This window comes from Hahella sp. KA22 (assembly GCF_004135205.1).
Classification (GTDB): Bacteria; Pseudomonadota; Gammaproteobacteria; order Pseudomonadales; family Oleiphilaceae; genus Hahella.
Window position 1 is genome coordinate 1,008,574 of record NZ_CP035490.1, and the last position, 22,924, is coordinate 1,031,497.

Consider the following 22,924-nt stretch of genomic DNA (forward strand, 5'->3'; position numbering starts at 1 on the left):
AGATAGCCCGAAGGCGATTCAGACAACGCTCAAAACGGTATTCCCTCTATGACAGATGCTATTCTGAGGATCAAATCATGACGCTAAAGCGCTCGCTGTGGCTGGCTTTAATACTCCTTACTCTGGTATTTACCGTGATCGTCGTCGCCTTGGTGGCGCAAAGGTCAACGAACAACGCTAATCAAAATCTGATGGAGGCCGTGGTCATCGCCGTCCGGGCGGCGGGGGATCTGGATATGCGCCATGACGGCATTCGAGGCGTGGTGTATCAATACGCCTACGGCATGGCGAACGGTCTTGAGGAAGACATGCAATTGGCGCGCAACGATTTTGCGGAGCACGAGGCGGCTATGCGCAGCGATGTCGATGTGATTGTGAAGTCGAATATCTCAACGGCGGTGCGTGAGGCTCTGGAAGACGCAAAACCCGATATAGAGAGCTACTTTAACGGGGCGAAAGCGGTTTTGGGCAGCGCGTCGCTCACTGGCGTCGAAGCCAATACGCTGAGGTTCCATGAGTCGTTTGAAGTGCTGGAAGAAAAGTTGGGCGCCTTGAGCGAATTAATCGAGGGCAGCACCAACAGTATCGGCGAAATAAATCACGCTGAAATGAATCGCACTTTCACGATAGTGCTGCTGGTGGTGGTGACGGGGTTGCTGGGCGGCGCGGTCGGCATCTGGCGTATGCGTAAATGGCTGTTCGGCGTGCTCGGCGGAGAGCCTGTGGAGTTGCAAAATATCGCAGTGTCTGTATCCGAAGGACGCCTGGATGAGCATATGGAGGAGCGGCCAGGGGTATACGGACGCCTATTGGCGATGCGCGATATGTTGCGCGAGCAAAGAGAGCGGGATCAGGCCCAGATGGTGCGCATGTCGCGCCTGCAGCAAGCCATAGAGACCGCCAGCGTGGGGCTGATGGTGGCCGACGAAGAGTTCAAAATCACCTACATGAACCCAGCTGTGACGCGGGCATTGAAGAATGCGGAGCCGGAGATTCGTAAACGCTTGCCCCAGTTTGAAGCGGACAAATTGATCGGTGAATGCATTGATGTATTTCATAAGGACCCCAGCCATCAGCGTCGTTTGCTGACACAGCTTCAAAAGCCTCATGACGCCAGACTGCAACTGGGCGACGCCTTCTTTGATCTGACGGCGGGCACGATCCGTGACGAACAAGGGACTATCCTGGGCTTCGTGGTGCAGTGGAGCGACATCAGTGCGCAGATCGCCATTGAGCGCGAGGTGCAGGAAATGGTTGAGAAGGCCAAGCTTGGAGATCTGAAGAAGCGTATTGGCGTGGCAGGCAAAGAAGGCTTTGTGCGCACGCTGGCGGAAGGCCTGAATGAACTGGTTGGCGTGATTGATCTGGTGCTGGAGGATATTCGAGAAGTTATGCAGCGGCTGGCGGAAGGTGAACTGCAAGGTCGCATGCGTGATGATTACCAGGGCGGCTATGACGATCTGGCGCAGGCCGCCAACACCAGCATGGAGCGTCTGGACAATATTATGCGTCAACTCATAGACAGCAGTGACAGTGTGCGCTCGTCCAACCAGGAAATCTCCAGCGGCAATAACCAATTGTCGGAGCGCACAGAGAAACAAAGCTCCAGCCTGGAGGAAACTGCTTCCAGCCTTGAAGAACTATCCAGCAATGTGCGCAATACGGCGGACAACGCCCGTCAGGCGGATCAGTTGTCCAACCTGGCCAGAGACGCCGCCACCACTGGCGGCGAAGTCACCAAGCGCACCGTGACGTCCATGGGCGAGATCAATGAAGCCAGTCGCAAGATCGCGGAAATTATCAGCGTGATCGACGACATCGCTTTTCAGACCAATCTGCTGGCGCTGAACGCATCGGTGGAGGCGGCCCGCGCCGGCGAGCAAGGGCGTGGTTTCGCGGTGGTGGCGACGGAAGTGCGCAATCTTGCGCAACGTAGCGCCACCTCCGCGCGGGAGATTAAAGATCTCATTGAAGACAGCGTGAAGAAAGTGCAGGCCGGCTCGAAACTGGTGGATGAATCCGGCAAGAATCTGGATGAAATCATCCTGCATGTGAAAAAAGTCAGCGACCTGATATCCGACATCGCCGCGGCGACAGAGGAGCAAAGTTCAGGGCTGGCGCAGGTCAACAAAGCCGTCATGGAGCTGGATGAAATCACCCAGCAGAATGCGGCGCTGGCGGAAGAAACCGCCTCCTCGGCGGAATCCTCCCTGGATAGCGTCGAGCAGATGGTGCAGTTGATGTCGTTCTTTAAGGTCGAAGGCGGTCAGGAAAGCGTTGTTAAACCAGTGGCCTCTGCGCCCCGCCCAAGAGCGGTCGCGGAGCCAGCGACCAGGACGGTGCGCAAACCGGCCGCGGCCAAGCCTGCGCCTAAAAAAGGCTCAGGAGATGATGAAGATTGGGAAGTGTTCTGACTCTTCCGCGCTGGTGGAGAGCAAAATCAAGCAACAGCTGTCCAAAGGGGGGCGCTGATGACCAAATCGGAGGGTGTATGTTCAAAAAGCTAAAAATCTGGCAGCAACTGATGAGTTTCGCCTTGATCTTCACTCTTCCAATGGCGTTTTTATTGGGAAAAAGCATCATTGACGCACAACAACTGCTTAATGAACAAAGGCTTGGAAAGCAAGGGCTGGAAATCATTCGCCTAGTGATTCCAGTGCAAAAGCTGACTGCGGAGCATAGAGGGACCACTGCCTTGTTGAAAAACGGCGACGCCAGTGTGTCGGGCGCTTTGCGCACTAACGAAGGAAAACTGGATGTTGCTTGGAAAGAGCTAGAGGAAGCTGCAGTCAAATATGATCAGACCCTCAGTTCCGCACAGCATGTCCAGTCACTTTCCAGTGAGTGGTCGCGTCTAAAAGCCCGTTATGGCTCTCTGAGTGGGCCAGACAGCTTTGTGCAGCATACCGACATCATTTTGGGATTAAGTGAATATTATAAATATGTGGCGGAAAACTCTGCTCTGGCGGTTAGTCATGATATCGATATCCGTTTTTTGACCACTATTACCGCTTCGAACCTCCCTATTATGGTGGAGAACATGGGAAAACTCCGCGGTGGTTTTTCTGGCCAGTTGGCGCGCTATGCCGACAGGGGGGATATAGACCTGACAACGCTTTCCCAAGCGGTTGGGCTGGGCAATGCCGTGATACAGCGTCTGGCTGATATAGAGCACAATGTTGGTCTGGTGGCGGAAGGTTATGCTGAATTGCCTCCGCTGCTGGAAAAATCATTGACCGCTTCCCGTGGCGTAGTGAACAAAGCCAGAGAACTGACGGCGGCCATAGATCGTAATGAAATTATTCCCGGGGATAGCGGCAAGCGGTTCTTTGCCGATGCGACGGCGGCTCTGGCCCACTCTTTCGAGCTATGGGATAGCTCGGTGAATGCCCTGGCGAAAGCGATTGATGCAGATATTTCTGAGGCTGTGGTAGCCCGCAATCTTGCCGTCATTTTCAGCGTTGCGATTATCCTCGCCCTGCTGGCCTGCGGCTACTTTATTGTGCGTTCTATTACCGGCAGTCTGGGGGGGAGCCGGGGGAACTGGAGTCCATTGCGAAAAATATTGCGGCGGGAAGTCTGGAGCAAACGCTGGAGCAACGCGCGGGCGTTTATGGCCAACTGCGGTTGATGCGAGATCAGCTGAGGGAGCAAATGGAGAGAGATCGCAAACAATTGATCGTCACCAGTCGCTTGAAGCAGGCTGTGGACACCACCTCAACCGCCATTATGGTCGCCGACGAAAAGTTTAACATTGTCTATATGAATCCAGCCGTGAGAAAGGTGTTGAAGGATGCAGAGTCTGAAATCAAAAAACGTTTACCTCAATTTGACGCCGACAAGCTGGATGGCCAGTGCATCGATTTCTTCCATCAAAACCCAAGCCACCAGCGCAACTTACTGACAGGGCTGCGTCGCCCCCATGAGGCCAAATTGCAGCTAGGCGACGCGTATTTTGATCTGACCGCCGGAACCATTCGCGGTGAGAACGACGAGGTTATTGGCTTCGTGGTGGAGTGGCGAGACGTCACCAACCAGGTCGTTACCGAGCGGGAAGTCCAGCATATCGTCGAAAGCGCCAGGAAAGGCGATTTGAAGGTGCAGGTAGCGATGAAGGGCAAGTCCGGTTTCTTTGCATCGCTGGCGCAAGGGCTGAATGAATTGATAGAGGTGATGTCGTCAGTGTTGGAAGATATCAGCTCTGTTATGGGATCCTTGTCGGAAGGGGATTTGCAGGGGCGTATGCGGGAAGACTATGAAGGTCAATACGCCAGCCTGGCGGAAGCAGTAAACGGCAGTATGGTGCGCCTGGACAACATCATTTCGCAGCTTAATCAAAGCAGCGAAAGCGTGCGCGCCTCCAACCAGGAAATCTCTACCGGCAATAACCAATTGTCGGAACGCACGGAAAAACAAAGCTCCAGCCTGGAGGAAACCGCCTCCAGCATCGAAGAACTGTCCAGTAATGTGCGCAATACCGCTGACAACGCCCGGCAGGCGGATCAGCTCGCTAACTTCGCGCGTAGCGCCGCCGCCAAAGGCGGAGAAGTTACTCAGCGTACGGTTTCCTCCATGGGCGAAATCAACGAAGCCAGCCGTAAGATCGCCGAGATCATCGGCGTGATTGACGACATCGCCTTCCAGACCAACCTGCTGGCGCTGAACGCATCGGTGGAAGCCGCGCGCGCTGGGGATCAGGGCCGTGGCTTCGCAGTGGTGGCGACGGAAGTGCGTAATCTGGCGCAGCGCAGCGCCACCTCAGCGCGGGAAATCAAGGATCTGATTGAAGACAGCGTGAAGAAGGTGCAGACGGGCTCTCATCTGGTGGATGAATCCGGCAAGAACCTGGATGAGATTATTCTGCACGTGAAGAAGGTCAGCGACCTGATTTCCGACATCGCCTCCGCCACGGAAGAGCAGAGTTCCGGCATCGAGCAGGTTAACCGCGCGGTGATGGAACTGGACGAAATCACTCAGCAGAACGCGGCGTTGGCGGAAGAGACAGCGTCTTCCGCAGAGTCCTCTCTGGAGAGCGTTCAGCAAATGGTGCAGTTGATGTCTTTCTTCAAAGTGGAAGGGGGCGCCAAGGGGCTGACGACAACCAAGCAAAAACCAGTAAAAACGCAGGCGCAGCAGGCCAAGAAAACCGCTAAGGCGGGAGCGCGGCCGCAAACAGATAGCACGCAAACAGACGAAGACTGGGAAGTGTTCTGATGGATAAGCGACAAAGTGCGCAGCAGAGCGCGGATAATAACCTGCAATTTCTGACCTTCTGGCTGGGAGATGAGTCCTATGGGCTCGACATCCTGCGCGTGAGGGAGATTCGAGGCTGGAACAAACCCCGGGAAATTCCCAATGTGCCCAGATACATCAAGGGCGTCATCGACTTTCGCGGCGGCATCGTGCCCATCGTCGACCTGCGGGTGCGCTTCGCATTGCCCAAGGCGGATTACGACCGTGAGACGGTGGTGATCATCGTCTCCGTGGAATTGGAAAAAGCGGGCGGGGCCGAGCATCACACCATGGGCATGGTGGTGGATCGGGTGGCGGACGTTATGGACGTGGCGGAGAAGGATATTAAAGCGCGCCCGCAACTTGGGTCCAAGCTCGACACTCGGTATCTGACCGGCGTGGTCAACCGCAATGAAGGCATGGTGGTGCTGATCGATGTGGATAAACTGCTCGATCCGGAAACGTTCACCCAGATGGAATCCTGGAGCAAGGAATGAGCGAACAGCATGAAGAGAGTGGGGCCGGCGTCATCAAGTTGCCCGGCACTTTTTCCATTAGCTCGGTGGAAAAAATATATGAGCTGGTGAATAGCGCGCCGGCGACGCAACGCATCAAGCTTGATGGTGCGGATGTGGAGGTCATGGACGCGGCGGCGTTGCAATTGCTGCTGGCGGCGCAAAAGCGACAGGCCAGCCATGGCGGCGGCGTCGACTGGCTGGAAGCGTCGGACTACATGAAGCAGATAGTGCGCATGTTGTCCCTGCAGTCGCAACTCCCTGGTCTTGCAGACTGAAGGAAGGCGGCTTATGAACGATAAGCTGCATACCGGCGAACGGACACGGGAATTCAACTTCACCCAGGAGCATTTCGCCAAACTCAGCGCTTTGAGCTATGACCACACCGGGATCGTGGTGCAGGACAACAAATACGAAATGTTCTACTCCCGCCTGGCCAAGCGGGTGCGCGCGCTCAAGCTGAGCAACTTCGACCAGTATGTGGCCTATCTGGAGCGACACAAGGACGAGGAATTCACCCATTTCATTAACGCCCTGACCACCAATCTCACGTCTTTTTTCCGGGAAAATCATCATTTTGTGTTTTTGCGCGACAAAGTCGTTCCAGAATACGCCAAGGCTGGCGTCAAGGAGTTCCGGGTGTGGTCGGCGGGCTGCTCCACCGGCGAGGAAACCTACTCTATCGCCATGACCCTGGCGGAGGCGACGGAAGCAACCAAGATGAGCTGGCGGATCACTGCATCGGATATCGACACAGAGGTGCTGAGTAAGGCTCAGCGCGGCGTGTATCCCCTGGAGCGCGTTGAATCGATTCCCGCCGCCGTCAAGAAACGCTGGTTTCTGCGCGGCAAGGGGGCCAACGCGGGCATGGCGCGGGTGTCCTCGGAGCTGCAGAAGAACATTGAGTTCATGCAGGTGAACCTGATCAAACCGTTCTCCTTTCAGCACAAATTCCACGTGATTTTTTGCCGTAATGTGGTGATCTACTTCGATCGCGAAACCAAACAGAAACTCATCGCCCGCTATGCGGACAGCCTGGTGGACAAAGGCTACCTGATCATGGGCCATTCCGAATCCCTGCATGGCGTGTCTAGCCAGTTTGTCTCCCTGGGGCAAACCATTTATCAGAAGGTGACCTAGCGTGAACTCCGCACAGAAAAAACCGCAACCGCCGCCGCTGAGTCTGCCATGGTTCCAGAATGTGAATCGCTTCTGGGTGCAGAACCAGGGCCGCTTTATGGCCAAGATCATGCCTGGGGAGTATTACGTCACCAACCAGGAGGAATTGATTGGCACCGTGCTTGGCTCCTGCATCTCCGCCTGCGTGCGCGACCCGGCCTCGGGCGTGGGCGGAATGAATCACTTTATGCTGCCGCAGAACGCCGGCGGCGGCCGCATGGATATCCTCAGCGACGCGTTTCGTTACGGCAACTACGCCATGGAACATCTGATCAATGACGTCATGAAGCTCACCGGCAAGCGCAGCACGCTGGAGGTGAAGATATTCGGCGGCGCCAATGTGATTCGCGGCATGAGCAGCGTAGGGGAGAAGAATATCGACTTCGTGCGCCGCTATCTGGAAGTAGACGGTTTCAAGATTATGTCGGAGGACGTCGGCGGTGATTACCCGCGTAAGATTCTGTATGACCCCACCAACGGCAAAGTCATGATGAAGCGGCTGAAGTCTCTGCACAACGATACGGTCATTCAACGTGAAGAACACTATATGGACGAGTTGAGCCATACCAAGGTCGCGGGAGATGTGGACCTGTTCTGAGTGGGATAGAAGTTTCCGGCGCATTTGTAAGAATAATGACGAGGAACAATATGAGTAGCGGAGCGGGGAAGGTATACAAAGTCCTGGTGGTGGACGATTCAGCGCTGATGCGAAAAATACTGGTGGAAATACTTAATCAGTCGCCACAGCTGGAAGTGGTGGACACCGCCGGGGACCCCTATCAGGCGCGGGATAAGATCAAGGCGCTCAGTCCGGACGTCATTACTCTGGACGTGGAAATGCCACGCATGGACGGGCTCACTTTTCTGCGCAACCTGATGCGCTTGCGTCCCATGCCGGTGGTGATGATTTCCAGTCTGACCGAGCAGGGGGCCGCCGTGACCTTGGACGCGCTGGAATGCGGCGCGGTGGACTTCATCGCCAAACCCAAGATCGATTTGCGCGAGGGCATCGAAGAAAAGGCCCGGGAGATTATTGATAAAGTCATCACCGCCGCGCGAATTCCTCACGACAAACTACTTCTCAAGCAACAACGGCTGCAAACGCAGCACCAGAAAGTCGCCGCCGGCGAGAGGCCGCAACCGGTTTTCGCCACCACGGACAAGCTGATCGCCGTCGGCGCTTCCACTGGCGGGCTGGACGCCATTCGCGACCTGCTGGATGGGCTGACCATGGATCTGCCGGGGATTGTCATCACCCAGCATATTCCCGGCGCTTTCTCGCGTTCCTTTGCGGAGCGTCTGGACCGGCGTTTGCCCATGAAAGTGGAGGAGGCCTACGACAACGCCCCCATCACCATGGGACGGGTGTACATCGCGCCAGGTGAATATCACCTGGAAGTGGTGCGCACCGGCGCCAAGTACGTGTGTCGTCTCAGTGAAACACCGCCGGTGAATCGTCACCGCCCCAGTGTGGACGTATTGTTTGATTCCGTGGTCAAAGCCGCCGGCGCCAACGCCATGGGGGTTTTGCTGACCGGCATGGGCAAAGACGGCGCCGCAGGATTACTGCGTCTGCATGAAGCCGGCGCCTATACCATCGCGCAAGATGAAGCTACTAGTGTGGTGTGGGGCATGCCCGGCGCGGCGGTCAAAATCAACGCCGCCGATGACGTGTTACCCCTGGAAAAAATCGCCGCCTCCGTCAAACGCTGGTATGCGGAGAACCCTGGCTAGTCGCACTGATCCCAGCCGCGCTCCAGCTCCACAAAATGCGCATCTTCCCCGGTAATCCGGTAGCCATGGCGGTGGTAGAAGCGAATCGCCCCATGGTTGTCTTTGAAGCTGGACAGAGTGATTGGGCGCTGCGTTTCTTGCGCCAGACTGTGTAACTGCGCCATCACTTGTGAGCCCAGCCCCTGACTTTGCGCCTCTCTAAAAATCAGCGCCAGATGCAGGTGCAGCGCGTCTTCATGCAATCGATAACAGAGCAGGCCAACCCGGGTGTCGGCTCTGACGATCCAATAAAGATCCTCCACCGCGTAGCTGTTATGAAAGCGCTGTGTTTGATAGTCGTCGTCCCATCCAAACGCGGTGTCGATAGACGTATAGAGTCCCGCTTTGTAAGCGGCGAACGCCTCGCTGAGTTGGTTTGTCTTGATAGAGATAAATCTTACGTCGGCGTCTTCGTGCATGCCTCAACTACCTTGTCCTTTAACTCGCATTTCAATGGCGTCGTGCAGCCAGAATTCTCGCTCCAGCGCGATAGGTTCGCCAGCGACTTTTACTTGTCGCTCCAGTTTCAGAGAAGGGCTGCCCTCCCGCACCTGCAAATGTTGCGCTTGGCTCTGGCTGAGAGGCGTGGAGGAGATGCTGACGTCCAGCTCTCTGGCCCGGTAGCCATATTGTTCCCGCACCAGCGCAGTGAGGGACTTGGCCAGATCATGGCAGAGCAGATCGGGGAAGGCGGATTCCCGAAAGTAGCAGACTTCCAGCAACACCCAGCGCTGGTCCACTGCTCGGCGCCGGGTGACCACAAAGGCGCTTTGCGTCGGCGCCTGTTTCAACGCTTTGCTGACCTGAATTGGGGGCGTCTCCCGCCCGGCGCTGAGCAATTCCGTGGTCAGCGCCCGATGCTGGTTGATCGCCTCTTCCTGAATACTGCTGCTGCGGGTGGGATCGTAAATAAACACCGGCGGCGCCACGAACCAGCCCATACGGTTCAAACGATAGATCAACCCCTGTGATTCCAGCGCATGCAGTGCGTCGCGGGCGCTGACGCGGGAGACTTCGAATTGCGCGCATAAGGCGCGTTCCGAGGGGAGTTTGCTACCGGCGGGTAATTCGCCGTTGAGAATACGCTGCTGCAGTTTAGCGGCGAGGGACAGATAGGCGGCTGCCTGATTCACAGTTCATTCCTTACGTCTTTTCCGGCGCGGCCTCGCGTCCGGTGATGGCTTTGGCGCATTACAGCGAATCGGCGTGACATAAATATGACAATCTGGTTCGTACCAGATGTCATAAAACTGCCTTGTTTATGAAATTTTATGGAAATTCCAATGAAATATTCCAACTTTATCTTGGTCCGAACCAGATGATTCGCCAGTTATTAACACGACGCTGATATTGACGTGTTGGTAACCCGGCGCAGGGATGCGCCTGCGAGGCGGCAAGCCGCGAAGGCAGGGCCTGATATATGCAGCCCTGTCGCTTCAGACAAATAGAGGGAGGCTGTTTGGCTGCCGGATTCATAACCTACAAGGAATATCTCATGCTTCATAAACGACTTGCTTGGTTGGCCTGCGGTCTCGCATTCGCTCTGGCCGGCTGTTCCGGCGACCAGGACCCTACCGATCCCCCCGGTTCCGATGTCGAGCCTCCCACGAGCGCCACCGCGCCGGACTTTATTGTACGACCCTATCTGCAGGCCCCTGCGTCCGACCAGATGACAGTGATGTTCGAAACGGGAGAAAGCAACGCGGAAGTATGGGTGCGTCCCTTCGACGGCAAGGGCGAGTTCACCCGCGTCAGCGCGGAGTCCCATTCCCTTGACGGCCTGGTGCGCAAGGCGCCGATACATCAGCTCAGCTCCAATACCTTGTATGAGTACTATGTGGTCACCAAGGTGCTGGGAGAACAGCGCGCAACGCCGCGTTACGCTTTTAAAACCTGGCCCCAGGCGGGGGATGGCGTGGAGCAGGCGCGGATCATCGCGTTGAGCGACACCCAGTTGGACCGGGATGAGTACGCCAAAGTGCTCACCAATGTCGTAAACCAAGGGTTTCTGCAACATGAATGTGACGCGGCGCAACCGCAGATCTGCGCGGAAAATATCGCCGCCATCACGATTTCCGGCGATGTGGTGCAGGTGGGCGGCAATCGTCAGAACTGGCGTGAGCAATTGTTTGGCAGCCTCGCCGCCATCACGCCCTATGTGCCGCTGGTGACTGTGCCCGGTAATCATGATTACTACAGCGACGCTGAATTAAGGTTGTACCGCACCTACATGGCGCCGCCGGAAAACGGCTCTATCGGCTATGAAGACAAGTGGTACTACCTGGATTATCTGGATCTGCGTCTGGTCGGGCTGGACAGCTATTCCATATCCGGCGCGCACGGCGCTTTCAATCGGGATACATTGGCGGTGCAGCGTCAGTGGTTGAAAGAGACCCTGAATGACGCAGAAGTGCAGGGCAGACACTTTGTCCTGGGGATGTTCCATCACGGTTGTCTGTCGGAAATGTGGAACGTTGGAGAGAGCATCGGCAGTTGCGAAATGGTGGCGGAGCTGGAGCAATACAGCGCCCGCACCGGCGCAGTGACCGGGCATCTTTTCGGGCACACGCACGCCTATTCCCGAGGACAGTCACGGGATGTGAATCACCTGTGGCTCAATGCCGCCAGCGCCTCCGGCTATATCGAACCGCTGGACGATGCGGATCATCAGGCCAAGCAGATCCGTGATTACGACACCTTTGAGATCAGCCGCAGCGAGTTCGGCTACAACCTGCTGACCTTCCATTTTGGCGATGCGCCGACGATGACGCTGGAACGCAAGAAAGGCGGCTTTGACGGCGACACGGAATTCTCTGTGGTGGACAGCCTTACCTTTTCCGTTGAAGACAATATCAATCTGCCGCTGGTGACGGCGGGTACCGGCGAGCAGGACGCCAGCGCCGTGGAGTTGGGCGTGCAGGTGGCCATGCCGGAAGCGGTGCGCGCGGTTCACTGGCAAGTGTCGGAAAGCGCTGAGTTTGACGGAGTGGTTTACGATATCTGGGGTAATGGTACGCGTCGTCAGAACCTGTATTACGGTCCCGCCGACGAGGTCGAGGGCGACCATGAAAGCGGCTATGTCGCTATCGATACGCAGGCGGATGCGGATATTTTTAATCTGAAGCTGAGCGACAGTTCAGTGCGCGTTGGCGGCGATGACTACTATCGCTGGAATAAGCGCTACAGCGAGCAGAACACCCATACCTCCAGCTATGACGCCTACGCTGGCCAGAGTCGGCCGGAACTGGCGTTGCGTCCCGGTACGACCTGGTATTGGCGCGCCCGAGTTCGGGATGCGCATATGAACTGGTCCGCCTGGAGTGACGTCGCCAGTTTCGATATCGCCGGAACCCGTACCAATAACCTGATTGTTAATGGCGATGCGGAAGCCGGGGACATGAGTGGATGGGCTCTGCAAAAAGGCATGATGAACGCCATCACCGCCAACGATAACGGCGGTTTTGGGCCCGCGGAAGGAACCTATTATTTCGCTGGACGCGGCTTCGGCAAAGGCGCGCCTTCCGACTGCTGCGAGGAGCAGGTCATACAGGAAATTGACCTGTCCGCTTACGCCACGGAAGTAGACGCCGGCCACGCCTACGCGGAATTCAGCGCCATGCTTTCCACCTGGAGCGGCGCTGATGAACCCCGTCTGCAACTGACCGTCTTGGATGCAGGCGGCGCTGAATTGGCCTGGGTGGGAGATGATGTTCTTACCAGCAAAAGCTCGCAATCCTGGAAAGCCCGCCAGGTCTCAGGCCAGCTCCCCAGCGGCGCCCGCACCCTGCGCGTGAGCATGGGAGGCGTACGCAAAGCCGGTAACGACAACGACGTGTACTTTGATGATTTGAAGCTGTTTTTGTATTACTGAGGGGAGTGCGGAAAGCCGCGCTTCGGCATTGCTTCCGCATTCGAACGTTAACGGAGATCAGTTCGTTAACGTTCTTTCCCTGTTCAGCTTGGCCGCGCCGCCCTCCCACGTGAGTTCAATAACGTCGCCTTCCGACATCGCGCGCATGGCGCTACGAATGCCCTCGCAAGAGGTGTTGGCCGGCTCTCCGTTAATGGATGTTATGTGTTGACCAACCTGCAAGCCCGCAGCCTTGGCGGGTGAATCGTTCCAAACCAGGGAAACCGTCGGCGTCTTTTCGAAGTTCAAACCAAATCCATACGACGAGCGCGAGAAAGGCCCTTTGCGATACGGGAGAAAGTAAGCAGAGGAAGACCGCGAATCCAGTGTGATAATAAAGTGCTCCAGCACGGATGCGCCAATCAGACTGGGCGGCGATTCCCGCAATAGCGCGCCGACTTGCCCTAACTCAACGTTGCCGATCGTCAGGTTCTTAAACTGCATCTGCAGTTGTTCTTTGTTCGGCGCTGCGCCGCCCAGCGAACCGCCGAGCGAGCCTGCGCCCGAGAGACTGGCGCCAACGCCGCCGTTGCGCTTTGCGCCCTCGAAATCAGGAGGAGAAACCGCCAGATACTCCGGCGATCCCGTATCAAACAGCGCCTTGCTCTTGGCTTTGTCCGCAAACTGAATATCGAATATCGGCGCATGCGGGTAACCAAAATCATACAGGGTCTGTTTTTTAGCTTTTTCGAGGTGGCCAAGTTTCGATAAGTCAGAGTGGCAACGCAGCACGGAGGAGGACAAGTCAATCTGCCAGGCGCAGAGCGGCAGCACTTCAGAACCGAGTACGCCATCAAACAAGCACTGCGCAGTCTTTGGAAAATCCGCTACGAAGAGCGGCGTTTTATGAAAAACCGTTCCCCCCACATTCAAATCCGCCTGCACTATCTCACTCTCGACGATCGCCCCGTGAGAATCTCTCCCTTGCCGTTTGTCGATGGCTTTAAGCCCTAACTCCTGCGCGAGTTTCGCACTCATCATCGACGGCGAACCGGTGTCAAAAACAAAACGCCGAGGCGCGCCGCCAACTTCCACTTCAACAAATAACTTGTTAGCCAGAACCTCCAGAGGCAGCTCGAAAGAGAACGCCTTCTCCGCGACGTAAGGACCCTCCGTCACCCACCCCGGCGCCTCGTCGGACGCGAACGATAGAGGAGAGACAGTGATTAGCGCAATGAGCGGAATTAGCTCCTTTGGTAATGTCATATCGGTGTCCTGTTGTAGGCAGTGAATGGAAGGTGAATACCCTGAGCTGCTGAGCTCTATCTGTATCACAGAATTATTGGCGCCAGAATCGCCACCACTTTTTCACAGGCCCCCGGGGAATACAACTGACCTCACTACGCCATTCGAACCCCTTCCGGTTCTGGTTTTTCGCAGCGCAGCTTCCATCCCGGCAGGATAACGACGCCTCGGAGCGCCAGTGCAGGAGTAAATCCTCTACAAACTGAGCAGGTAATTGATAGTCATGGGCGTTTATATAATGAAAAACCGCCAAAGGCAGAACATAGCGAATGTCGCCTACCTCAACCCAGAACTCCCCATGAAACCTCTCGCGAGCATCGCACATGTCACACGCATGTTTGCCCAGCTCACCATCATGGGCAAAATGACATTGCCGGAAATGCTGCAGAATCTCCAACACGAAATCAGGATTGGGTCCAGTACTCGGAACAGAGTCACCTAGCCAGCCAATCGTGCGAACGTTTGAGTCGCCGTGCATCTCAGGACAGTATGCGTGATGGTGGAAATCTGGGATTTTCATAGGCGGAGTAGTGCAGGGGATAGGTTTTGGAATGGTTTATATGGAGTATTTCATATCACTGTAAATGACTGAATAATAATACTCCCTAATCAGGGACGTCTTAGCCTCCAATTTCTATTTCTGTTATGTCTGAGTTAATAACGTCAATATCCCCTGTTACAGGGTTTCTGGCCGAAGCTTGGTACTGTATCGAAATGATTCCTGAATCAGGCAGGTTGAAGTACTCATTTAGAATAAGACTGCCCTTGTGTGAGCTATGAGGCTTGATTTCTATATAGTCATCAGGAAACGAAGATGGCTTTACTTTTATATTTATCCTTCTTTTTATCTCTTTTCCTTCTGCATTTAATGACAAGCATGAAATTGTGTATATACCATTATGGAAGGCAAGCTTTTTGTTTAGGAAGTAGCTTGTTTCTCCTATGTTACTAAAAGTGATAGTAATGCTTAGAATTCCATTGGTGCTGTTTGTGATTATACTTGCTGCTACTTTATTATCTTCCATTGCTATCTCGTCTAATAAAACTTGGCCAAAGCATAACTTGGTTGATAGATAGTTTCGAATCCTCTTTTATCTCTATTAATCTTGGTCCGAAGAACCTAGCTCCTCCTTGTTCCATTCGTCCAGATCCATACCGCCAATTATCACATCTACTAAAAATGAAAAGATATGACTGCGGTCGAGCTTCTCTGATAGTACATACTTAAGATAACTTTCAGCTCTCAATTCATCCAGTTTGTAGTAAATATCCCTGGCTCGTGATTTCGTTATTTCATCAACCTCTTGAAAGCTTGAAAACATACTCTCCTCGCTTGGGTCGATGGTGGCGCCGATTGCGGCTTCAATCTTCCTTAAGTACATTTCAGGTATTCTTACGTCTTTACTTGCCATTTTCTTGTCCATTTTTATATGTTTTTTCGTAATTATTTAAGGAATCTCTGAAAAACGTTGGCGAGGCTGCCAGTGCAAGGAAAAAGTCGTCGAAAAAGCGTGAATAAATGAGCATTTTGAGCCGACTTTTGAGGCAGCAATAGCCTTAGCTTGCCGCCCAGGAGGCCGACGGGGTCTTGGTTGATGGAACGGCTGCTTTGGGAAGCATAGTACCGATGACGGTTGAAATGGACGCTGCATTCCCTAGCACAGATCATTTCCTGGGTCGCCCCAAACTATCAAAGTAGTGGTTATAGACTTCCATCCTGGATGAACGCTTGAGACCCGTATCATACTACCTACCTTCAATGTACAGGTATTATTTTGAGCTTATCGAGTCCAATCCCAATCCGGTTCTTGCATAGTTCTTCTCAGAAACTCCTCTCCCGTCATCAATTGATCAAAGTCATTATCGACTACCACAGAAATTTTTTTTGCAATAATATTGATTATATGCTTGGCAAATTCGACGCTTCTATAGTTGCACAAATACACATTAAATGATGAGGAAATATTTTCATAAACAAAATCTAACTCTTCCGAGTCATATGACTCAATGATACTAGGAATGTCTCTAATCTTGAAAAAGCTCTCTTCATTTTCTTTTTTTGAAATATATATTTCAGCATGGTCGACGCTCATAAAGTATTCTGTGCCAGAGAAAAGCAGACTGATATTGTTCAAAACTACATGTGAAGGTGTAAAAATAATAAAGTCTTTCATGCTAATGCCTATTCTCTGTACTTTGAAATCATATCCAATAACTCATCAACATCGTTGGTAAACTGGAAGCCAGCTTTTTGGACATTTCCTTTTAAGTTCCACGAAATATCTGGTTTTCCTGTATTTGCAAACTTATTGGCATCAAAACCAATAGCGGGCATTCCTGTGATATCTGAGCTATCTTGAAGTTGCTGAACGAGACCTTTCCCTTTTCCCGTTTTAACTTGAATGACTACTCCATTTTTTAATAAAACATCTAAGTCGGTTATATTTTGAGGCGGCCCGATCCAGTCTTTTTCTTGTACTTTATGTATTGGTATTTCTACATGCTTTACCATGCCAGGAAATCTTTTCTCAATAGCATTTACAAGTTCAGGTACCCCAACATCAGGGGCCTTTTTAGGATCCCACTTTATAAAGTCATCGTATGTGCGTGCAATATTATTTGAAGCAGCAATAGCCTTAGCTTGCCGAGCCGGATCTTCCTTCTTCGCCGTCAACCCAAACGGGTCAACCCATCCCACCGGATTCGGCGCATATTGATAGGCATTGGCGCCGCCCAGGAGGCCGATGGGGTCTTGGTTGATGAAGCGGCCGCTTTGCGGATCATAGTACCGGTGGCGGTTGTAATGGAAGCCGGTTTCTTCGTCGTAGAATTACCTTGCTTTAGTTATTTTAAAAACGCAAATAAATAATAAATCACTTATATTATAGGATTCTCTATAGGCATTCCATTAGGCTCTAACCATTGCAAATTACTTAAATTAATAGTTTCTTTGTATTTCTTTATAGAGGTAACAAAGCTCTCCGTTGGGGCTATTCTTGCCCATGAAAAATCGCAGGTGTTAATAATTGACTCCAAAAGGACAGGTGATACAAGTCTAGCTGACGAGAAATCCGCCTCCAATATTCTGCTATTATCTACTTTAATCCGCACAAAGTAGCATGAGTTAAAGCTCGACTTTTTTATTTTACAGCGGCTAAAATTAGCTTCGTATCCGTAAACTCCGTCAAAAGAGCAAGACCCAAACTTACAGTCAATAAAGTTTGTTTTATGGAGCCTAGAACAAAATATATTAACTTTTCTAAAAGTACAGTTCACAAATGTAGCGTAACTAAAGTTAATATATGACAGATCGCAGGAATCAAAGTTCTCATTCTGTATATCAATCCCCCTAATATCGAGCAACTCATCAAAGTATTTATCTTCAAAGTCATAGTTACCCAACTTAACACTATCAATAAATACTTCAACTACTGGGCTATCTGACTTTAATGCGGAAACAACTTCTTCTTTCTTCTTCACGCCTAAGGAGGTCTTCCAATATTCTAGAAAATCATTCATCAGATTTATTTCCTGAAAAATTAGGGTTGTCAACCCATTCGCCACTCCAAAGGTGGGAGTGGCAAAAGATAAAGTACAACTGGCTGCCGCTGGGTTCGCATGAGACGTTCGAGAGATTGAAGGAGTCAGTCACCGATCTCCTGTCAAAATTAGGACAGAAATGTAAGATTAATTCTATTTAGACACTTAATTAACTTCTAATGACAAAAAGTCAAACGAGCATTTTGATATGGCCATTAACAGAATATCAAAAAACCATTTTATCATCAGGATACAGTGGTAATTGTTAGGCCAGTTTCTTCTGACAAAAATTTTGCCAAGTAATACGAAAAGTTATGTATATTTGAAATTTCATGAACATTCAACTCTTTATCCACAATTTTTTCCGCCAATTTATCAGGAGCCACATGGTCAGTATAACTATTATAATAGAGAGTATAAAAACCTTCTTCTTTATTGTCAGGTATGCCATACAGAGATATCATGAAGTCGTCGTTTTCAGCCGTAAATGAAACCACATCATCACGATCCATTGCACGAAAATCCATGAATGAAATAATGGACTTTATCATATTAAAAGTGCCATAAATATCAAACTTCTGGTCAATTATAACCATCCCTATAAGGCCACGCCCGTTCACTTTGGACTCGTTTTTATTATTTTTTATTTCAATATTCATTTAATGAATTGACTATATTTAAGTTATCTATTTTTTTAAACTCTTCTTCTTTCAAGCTGTTTTTAAAGTCTACCTTGACATCTGAGTTTACCTACCAGTGTTTACACCCAGGGCACCACATCCATAAGCTACCTTTATCCATTTTATGCTGAGAAGACACTTTGAATTTATGATAGAAGAATCTTAATTTATCTTTATTGCATAATGGGCACAAAGGAAGTTCTTTGCTATCTATGAAGCTGCTCATTGCCCATTTAAACTTATATTCAGGATCATTGGTTGTGACTACAGGAAACCAAACTTCCATTAGTTGCCATTCCATCCAGTTCGGCTAATTTATTTTTTAAGCACCAAAAGAGTCCAATGTGATGGAGTGTTTCTCTTCAATAAAACTCGACACTTCCTCTAAAGAAGAAAATGATGCTGTAGACTCAGAAATGACTTCATCAGAATCATAGCCAAGCGATAGATCCATCAATATGACATCCACTATGTAAATATTATTTTTCTTTGAAATTATTATGACTTTTGAAATTGGTGGTGATGATGGCGAAAAAGGCATCCTTTCCGAGTAAGACACACTTCTTCTATTATTCAAATAATGATTTATCTTTTTATGCTTTCTTGTATTCATTTTTTAGATTTTTTCCGATCAATTAAGATCTCTCTTTTAAAATATTTCCCATCCTTGTAGCCCTCTATGTTTATGTGAGGGATGTGCCGGTGAGGATGATCCTCAGGTGTAACACTTGAATGACCATGAAGTATCCCCTCTTCATTGTCGTATAGATAGTCCTTATGAAAAATAATAGTATCTTTACTGTCTTTTTCTCTACTAGCAATGCTTTTAGCTTTTCTATACATTTCAACTTTAGATAGAGCATGCTCATCATTAAGTCTAGCGGCCCCAATTAATTCTTCTTTATTCATTCCTGACAGAATTTTTATCGGACCAGGGCCTGGACCTGTAAACTTTAACGCATTAGGAAAAGCTGTGTGAAGTAATGTGTCGGCTTCTTTGAATGAACTAACGGTAACAGCAGCAAACTTTTCAGCTCCTAATAACTTATCTAGATCCTTTTGTTTGATGGCGCTGACTGTATGCTTTTTTAGTTTAGCTTCGTACTCTGAACGTCTCTGCTCTTTTCTGGAAAAGTAGCCACCATGAGCAATATTGTCATGTTCTAAGCTATTTCTAGGGCAGTCCCCCGGCTTCGCCGTCAATCCAAACGGATCAATCCATCCCACCGGATTTGGCGCATATTGGTAGGCATTGGCGCCGCCCAGGAGGCCGACGGGGTCTTGGTTGATGAAGCGGCCGCTTTGGGATCATAGTACCGGTGGCGGTTGTAATGGAAGCCGGTTTCTTCGTCAAAGTATTGTCCCTGGAAGCGTAGCGGGTTGTGGACGCTTTCCACGTCTTGCAGGGCCAGGGCGCCGTAGGCTTTGTAGCGGGCGGACCAGACCAGGGTTCCCTCGGCGTCGGTCATTTCCTGGGGCGTGCCCAGGTGATCCAGGTGGTAGTGGTAGACTTTTTCGTCCTGGATGAACGCCAGCGGCCGGAAGGAGTCGGGTTCGTAGACGTAGAGCTTGCGCAGGTGCTGGCGTTGTTCGGACAGCAGCACGTCGCCGTTCCACAGGAATTCCGTCTGCCCGAAGGCGTCCTGTTTTGAGATACGGCGGCCTAAAGCATCGTAACGGTACTCGGTGCGCTGGCCGTCTTTCTCCACCGCAATCAGCTGGTTCTGCTTGTTGTAGAGGTAGCGGGTTTCCAGTTTGCCGCCTTTGCCGCGACGTTCGCGGATCAGGTTACCGGCGTCGTCATAGTCAAAGTGGCGATCGCCATGGAATTGCAGGCGGTTGCCTTTTTTCACCGCGCTATCGCGTTCTCCGTTCAGGATGTTGCCCGCCGGGTCGAAGTCGAACTGCTCGTTGCAGTAGCTTTCCACTTTTTTCAGGCGGTCCAGGGCGTCGTAATGGTAGCGGGTCGCGCCTTTTTGCAGATCGTCAATCAGCGCCAGATTGCCGTGGTGGTCGTACTGATAACGGCGATCGATCAGTTGGGTTTTGTTCGCTTCATGGTTGACGCGATGGCGGCTCAGTCGCCCCATCAGGTCGTATTCGTACTGGGATTGCAGTGCGCCCTGCTGGCGGGCGACTTCACGACCCTGTGCGTCGCGGGTGATCTGCGTCAGCAGGTTGTCGTTGTAGCGGGCTTCGCTGAACAGGCCATGTTGGTCATAAGCGAAGTTAAGCCGGGTTCCGTCCGCTAACTGGGTTTGCGTGCGCAGGCCCAGGGGATCGTACTCATGCCGCAGCACATGCTGGTCCTGACGCTCTTCGGTTAACTGTCCCAGGGCGTTGTAGGCGAAGCGCAATTGTCGGTGGGGATTGCTCGCCTCAGTAAGCCGTCCCGCCGCATCGTAGTGGAACTGGCTGACCTCGCCGTCCGGGCTGTGTTTTTCCCGCAGTCGGCCCAAGGGGTCGCGGCTGAAGCGGGTGGTGTTGGCCTGCTCCGACGGCAGGTCGATGTGAACGCCTTCCAGATGAGAGATCAAATGACCCGCGCGGTTGTACTGATACTCCTGAATGCGTCCGTCGAAGCCGATTTCCCGGATCAGGCGTTCATTGCGGTCGTAGCCCAGTTTGTAGCGCTCGCCCTTCTCGTTGATCAGGCCAATCAGGTTGCGCTCTTTGTCGTACAGATATTCAAACACCTGTCCGTTGGCGTCGATCTTTTTGCGCACCTGGGACAGGCCGTCGTACAGGTATTCCGTGCAGCGGCCGGCGGCGTCGATAAAGTGGGTCAGTTGACTGTTGGCGTTGTAGCGCAACTGCACGGCGGAGCCGTCCGGATGCTGCACGCGGGTGACGTTGCCGAGCAGGTCGTATTCGTACTCCGTGGTGCGCTGGTCCGGGTCAACAACCGCGCCGATATCGCCGTCTTCGTTCAGCAGGTACTCGGTGCGGCGGCCGTTGACGCTCTCGCTGACCAGCTGCGCCATGGCGTTCCAGACGAAGGTTTTCTCATTGCCGGCGGCATCAGTGATGGTTTGCGGCAGACCGCGTTCGTTGTAGGCGTAGCGGGTCTGGTTGCCGAGAGGATCGGTGACGCTGGTCAGCAGCCCTTTGCCGTTGTACTCGCGACGCCAGCTGTGGCCCAGGGGATTGATCATTTCCTCCGGCTGACCGCGATGGTTGTAACGGATTTTGTAGGTCGCGCCGGTGGCGTCGGTCAGTTGCGTCAATAAGCCCTGCTCGTCGTAGACGTAGCGGGTGACGCCGCCTTCCGGGTCTATGTGCTCGATCAGCTGGCCGTTCTTGTTGTAGGCCATGCGCGTGACCCCGCCCTCGGGATCGATTTCCTTGATGATCTTGCCGCGGTGGTCGTAGTAGTAAGTGGTTTTGCCGCCGTTGCTGTCGAAGGCGTGGGAGACTTTATTGGCGGTATCCCATTCGAAACGGTAATCGTAAATGCCGCGATCGCCCCACTGACGCAGACACTTGCCGCTGGGGCTGTACTGACTCCATTCGAAATAGAAGCTGAAGCCGGTTTTCAGGGTGCGGCGGGTGATGACGTGATTCCGGTAGGCGTAGCTTTCGCTGGCGCCGGCCCGGTCTGCGGCGCGGATCAGGTCCTGCTGTTCGTCATACTCGTAGGTGGCCAAGGTAACAACGGCGCCGTTGCTCTGGATCGACTGAATCTCGCACATCAGGCCCTGGGCGTTGTGCAGGATATGCAGACGCGGTCCCCAGTTGGCTTGCAGAATGGTGATGGGGCGCTCATAACCTTCCACGTCCTGCCAGTAAGCAATGTCGATGCGATTGCCCAGGGCGTCCACCAGGGCTTCCAGGCGGTAAGCGCCGTTGCCGCCGACGAAGACCTTGTCCGGTTGCCCCATCTGCTGCAGCGCGTAGGTGTTCTCGTCCACCCGATGCAGGGTCATGCGCTCCGCGGCGTTGCGGCTGGACTGTTCGATCAGGGGACGCGGGAAGTCGATATAACGACCTTCATCGCTGGTGAAGGTGATGCGGCCGTTGTCCTCTTCCAGGGTCTGACACAACAGGTGGGTCCAGCCCACGCCCAGACCGCGCTGGTGGTTGTTGGAGCTTTTATAGGTGCGTTTCCACACCAACGGCATGGGACCGGGCAAGGTGAAGTCCACCAGATCCAGCAGTTCCTCGCCGGTGATCATGCTCACCGGATCGCCGCTGACGCAGGCTTCGTCGTTGGCGGTTTGCGTGTCGCCGTTATCGTTCTGGCCGCTGGCGTCGCTGACGGACGTCTCTTCAGGGCTGGACTCGGATGAGGCGGGCGGCGGCGCGCCATAACTGGTTTTCTCCCCCTTGACGCTCGCCCAGCCTACATTGCCGTTGAAAGACGGATGGTTTTCCGCCATGGGATTAGAGGCGGCCGCCCCGCCAGCGGCGGTTCCCGCCGGACGTTTCGGCGAGGGCGTCTTCACCGGCTTCAGGCGGTTCAGCAATTGCGTGGCGGCATGGGTGTTGGATTGCCCCGGCGTCAGCGTTTTGTTCTTCTCAATGATCAGCGGATGGAAAGGTTTTTCCGAACTATCCACAACCAGCAACACATTGCCATGGCGCGCTTCGCGAATCAGGGTGTTGCGCCAGCTATTAAACGCTGCCGCGGTGCGGCCGGGAAACTTGTTTGAGGTGGACTGGAAATGACTTCCCTGCAGCGAAGCGATGAAAGCGTCGAACTCTTTGCCGCGTCCGTCGCCGTCGTTCAGACATTTTTCGATATAGCCGATAGCGGTGGTGGGCGATTCGATACGCGACAGCTCATCGGACGTGATGTCCAGATGGTGTTTGATCTGGAAACGACGGGGGTAATGCATGCAGGAAACATC

20 protein-coding genes and 2 pseudogenes are annotated in these 22,924 nt (G+C 52.7%); 9 read left to right on the top strand and 13 right to left on the bottom strand.

Going from position 1 to position 22,924, the window contains the following annotated elements:
• Positions 1-77 precede the first annotated feature (77 nt).
• The 8 genes from EUZ85_RS04470 (at position 78) to EUZ85_RS04500 (ending at position 8,660) form a co-directional block, all read left to right on the top strand.
• Complete coding sequence (locus tag EUZ85_RS04470; RefSeq protein WP_127968113.1) at positions 78-2,414, top strand: methyl-accepting chemotaxis protein; 2,337 nt, start codon at positions 78-80, stop codon at positions 2,412-2,414.
• A 77-nt stretch (positions 2,415-2,491) separates the two neighbouring features.
• Positions 2,492-3,631, top strand: coding sequence for a hypothetical protein (locus EUZ85_RS31545; protein ID WP_145965864.1), 1,140 nt, complete (start codon positions 2,492-2,494; stop codon positions 3,629-3,631).
• A 23-nt stretch (positions 3,632-3,654) separates the two neighbouring features.
• On the top strand, positions 3,655-5,214 hold the full coding sequence (locus EUZ85_RS04475) for a methyl-accepting chemotaxis protein (RefSeq protein WP_145965865.1): 1,560 nt from the start codon (positions 3,655-3,657) through the stop codon (positions 5,212-5,214).
• On the top strand, positions 5,214-5,729 hold the full coding sequence (locus EUZ85_RS04480) for a chemotaxis protein CheW (RefSeq protein ID WP_127968114.1): 516 nt from the start codon (positions 5,214-5,216) through the stop codon (positions 5,727-5,729). Before EUZ85_RS04475 ends, EUZ85_RS04480 begins: the two co-directional genes overlap by 1 nt.
• Positions 5,726-6,025 carry an STAS domain-containing protein gene (locus EUZ85_RS04485; protein ID WP_127968115.1) on the top strand — a complete coding sequence of 100 codons (300 nt, stop codon included), beginning with the start codon at positions 5,726-5,728 and terminating at the stop codon, positions 6,023-6,025. Before EUZ85_RS04480 ends, EUZ85_RS04485 begins: the two co-directional genes overlap by 4 nt.
• A gap of 13 nt (positions 6,026-6,038) precedes the next feature.
• Positions 6,039-6,887 carry a protein-glutamate O-methyltransferase CheR gene (locus EUZ85_RS04490; protein ID WP_127968116.1) on the top strand — a complete coding sequence of 283 codons (849 nt, stop codon included), beginning with the start codon at positions 6,039-6,041 and terminating at the stop codon, positions 6,885-6,887.
• A gap of 1 nt (position 6,888) precedes the next feature.
• Positions 6,889-7,524: a chemoreceptor glutamine deamidase CheD gene (cheD, locus tag EUZ85_RS04495; RefSeq protein ID WP_127968117.1), complete on the top strand. Its 636-nt coding sequence runs from the start codon at positions 6,889-6,891 to the stop codon at positions 7,522-7,524.
• Between the two features lie 50 nt (positions 7,525-7,574).
• Positions 7,575-8,660 carry a chemotaxis response regulator protein-glutamate methylesterase gene (locus EUZ85_RS04500; protein WP_127968118.1) on the top strand — a complete coding sequence of 362 codons (1,086 nt, stop codon included), beginning with the start codon at positions 7,575-7,577 and terminating at the stop codon, positions 8,658-8,660.
• Here EUZ85_RS04500 and EUZ85_RS04505 read toward each other — a convergent pair.
• Together EUZ85_RS04505 and EUZ85_RS04510 are read right to left on the bottom strand one after the other, a co-directional pair.
• Positions 8,657-9,118 carry an N-acetyltransferase gene (locus EUZ85_RS04505; RefSeq protein ID WP_127968119.1) on the bottom strand — a complete coding sequence of 154 codons (462 nt, stop codon included), beginning with the start codon at positions 9,116-9,118 and terminating at the stop codon, positions 8,657-8,659. The two genes, EUZ85_RS04500 and EUZ85_RS04505, sit on opposite strands and share 4 nt — an antisense overlap.
• A gap of 3 nt (positions 9,119-9,121) precedes the next feature.
• On the bottom strand, positions 9,122-9,832 hold the full coding sequence (locus EUZ85_RS04510; protein WP_127968120.1) for a GntR family transcriptional regulator: 711 nt from the start codon (positions 9,830-9,832) through the stop codon (positions 9,122-9,124).
• Positions 9,833-10,194: 362 nt separating this feature from the next.
• Between EUZ85_RS04510 and EUZ85_RS04515 the strand changes: the two genes are divergently transcribed.
• A complete protein-coding gene (locus tag EUZ85_RS04515; protein ID WP_129498715.1) occupies positions 10,195-12,570 on the top strand; it encodes a metallophosphoesterase family protein in 2,376 nt (791 codons plus the stop codon).
• A gap of 57 nt (positions 12,571-12,627) precedes the next feature.
• Here the strand turns inward: EUZ85_RS04515 and EUZ85_RS04520 are convergent, their stop codons facing one another.
• From EUZ85_RS04520 to EUZ85_RS04565, 11 genes and pseudogenes are all read right to left on the bottom strand, one after another.
• Positions 12,628-13,815 carry a retropepsin-like aspartic protease gene (locus tag EUZ85_RS04520; protein WP_127968122.1) on the bottom strand — a complete coding sequence of 396 codons (1,188 nt, stop codon included), beginning with the start codon at positions 13,813-13,815 and terminating at the stop codon, positions 12,628-12,630.
• Between the two features lie 73 nt (positions 13,816-13,888).
• A complete protein-coding gene (locus tag EUZ85_RS04525; RefSeq protein ID WP_127968123.1) occupies positions 13,889-14,374 on the bottom strand; it encodes a hypothetical protein in 486 nt (161 codons plus the stop codon).
• Positions 14,375-14,474: 100 nt separating this feature from the next.
• Positions 14,475-14,879, bottom strand: coding sequence for a hypothetical protein (locus EUZ85_RS04530; RefSeq protein ID WP_127968124.1), 405 nt, complete (start codon positions 14,877-14,879; stop codon positions 14,475-14,477).
• Between the two features lie 75 nt (positions 14,880-14,954).
• Positions 14,955-15,266 carry a hypothetical protein gene (locus EUZ85_RS04535; RefSeq protein ID WP_127968125.1) on the bottom strand — a complete coding sequence of 104 codons (312 nt, stop codon included), beginning with the start codon at positions 15,264-15,266 and terminating at the stop codon, positions 14,955-14,957.
• 369 nt (positions 15,267-15,635) lie between these two features.
• Positions 15,636-16,028: a hypothetical protein gene (locus tag EUZ85_RS04540; RefSeq protein ID WP_127968126.1), complete on the bottom strand. Its 393-nt coding sequence runs from the start codon at positions 16,026-16,028 to the stop codon at positions 15,636-15,638.
• A gap of 8 nt (positions 16,029-16,036) precedes the next feature.
• Positions 16,037-16,669: pseudogene (locus EUZ85_RS31890) on the bottom strand (RHS repeat-associated core domain-containing protein); the annotation flags it as partial.
• Between the two features lie 62 nt (positions 16,670-16,731).
• Positions 16,732-17,373, bottom strand: coding sequence for a pentapeptide repeat-containing protein (locus EUZ85_RS04550; RefSeq protein ID WP_127968127.1), 642 nt, complete (start codon positions 17,371-17,373; stop codon positions 16,732-16,734).
• A 266-nt stretch (positions 17,374-17,639) separates the two neighbouring features.
• Positions 17,640-18,053 carry a hypothetical protein gene (locus tag EUZ85_RS04555; protein ID WP_127968128.1) on the bottom strand — a complete coding sequence of 138 codons (414 nt, stop codon included), beginning with the start codon at positions 18,051-18,053 and terminating at the stop codon, positions 17,640-17,642.
• A gap of 343 nt (positions 18,054-18,396) precedes the next feature.
• A complete protein-coding gene (locus tag EUZ85_RS04560; protein ID WP_127968129.1) occupies positions 18,397-18,687 on the bottom strand; it encodes a hypothetical protein in 291 nt (96 codons plus the stop codon).
• A complete protein-coding gene (locus tag EUZ85_RS31555) occupies positions 18,684-19,301 on the bottom strand; it encodes a hypothetical protein (protein WP_371683251.1) in 618 nt (205 codons plus the stop codon). The genes EUZ85_RS04560 and EUZ85_RS31555 overlap by 4 nt, the downstream gene beginning before the upstream one ends.
• A gap of 33 nt (positions 19,302-19,334) precedes the next feature.
• Positions 19,335-22,912 (bottom strand): annotated as a pseudogene (locus tag EUZ85_RS04565) (DUF6531 domain-containing protein); the annotation flags it as partial.
• Between the last annotated feature and the right edge of the window lie 12 nt (positions 22,913-22,924).

Coding starts and splice junctions, on each gene's coding strand:
- EUZ85_RS04470 (WP_127968113.1), top strand. CDS start 78: ATGACGCTAAAGCGCTCGCTGTGGCTGGCTTTAATACTCCTTACTCTG.
- EUZ85_RS31545 (WP_145965864.1), top strand. CDS start 2,492: ATGTTCAAAAAGCTAAAAATCTGGCAGCAACTGATGAGTTTCGCCTTG.
- EUZ85_RS04475 (WP_145965865.1), top strand. CDS start 3,655: ATGGAGAGAGATCGCAAACAATTGATCGTCACCAGTCGCTTGAAGCAG.
- EUZ85_RS04480 (WP_127968114.1), top strand. CDS start 5,214: ATGGATAAGCGACAAAGTGCGCAGCAGAGCGCGGATAATAACCTGCAA.
- EUZ85_RS04485 (WP_127968115.1), top strand. CDS start 5,726: ATGAGCGAACAGCATGAAGAGAGTGGGGCCGGCGTCATCAAGTTGCCC.
- EUZ85_RS04490 (WP_127968116.1), top strand. CDS start 6,039: ATGAACGATAAGCTGCATACCGGCGAACGGACACGGGAATTCAACTTC.
- EUZ85_RS04500 (WP_127968118.1), top strand. CDS start 7,575: ATGAGTAGCGGAGCGGGGAAGGTATACAAAGTCCTGGTGGTGGACGAT.
- EUZ85_RS04505 (WP_127968119.1), bottom strand. CDS start 9,118: ATGCACGAAGACGCCGACGTAAGATTTATCTCTATCAAGACAAACCAA.
- EUZ85_RS04515 (WP_129498715.1), top strand. CDS start 10,195: ATGCTTCATAAACGACTTGCTTGGTTGGCCTGCGGTCTCGCATTCGCT.
- EUZ85_RS04520 (WP_127968122.1), bottom strand. CDS start 13,815: ATGACATTACCAAAGGAGCTAATTCCGCTCATTGCGCTAATCACTGTC.
- EUZ85_RS04525 (WP_127968123.1), bottom strand. CDS start 14,374: ATGAAAATCCCAGATTTCCACCATCACGCATACTGTCCTGAGATGCAC.
- EUZ85_RS04530 (WP_127968124.1), bottom strand. CDS start 14,879: ATGGAAGATAATAAAGTAGCAGCAAGTATAATCACAAACAGCACCAAT.
- EUZ85_RS04535 (WP_127968125.1), bottom strand. CDS start 15,266: ATGGCAAGTAAAGACGTAAGAATACCTGAAATGTACTTAAGGAAGATT.
- EUZ85_RS04540 (WP_127968126.1), bottom strand. CDS start 16,028: ATGAAAGACTTTATTATTTTTACACCTTCACATGTAGTTTTGAACAAT.
- EUZ85_RS04550 (WP_127968127.1), bottom strand. CDS start 17,373: ATGAATGATTTTCTAGAATATTGGAAGACCTCCTTAGGCGTGAAGAAG.
- EUZ85_RS04555 (WP_127968128.1), bottom strand. CDS start 18,053: ATGAATATTGAAATAAAAAATAATAAAAACGAGTCCAAAGTGAACGGG.
- EUZ85_RS04560 (WP_127968129.1), bottom strand. CDS start 18,687: ATGAATACAAGAAAGCATAAAAAGATAAATCATTATTTGAATAATAGA.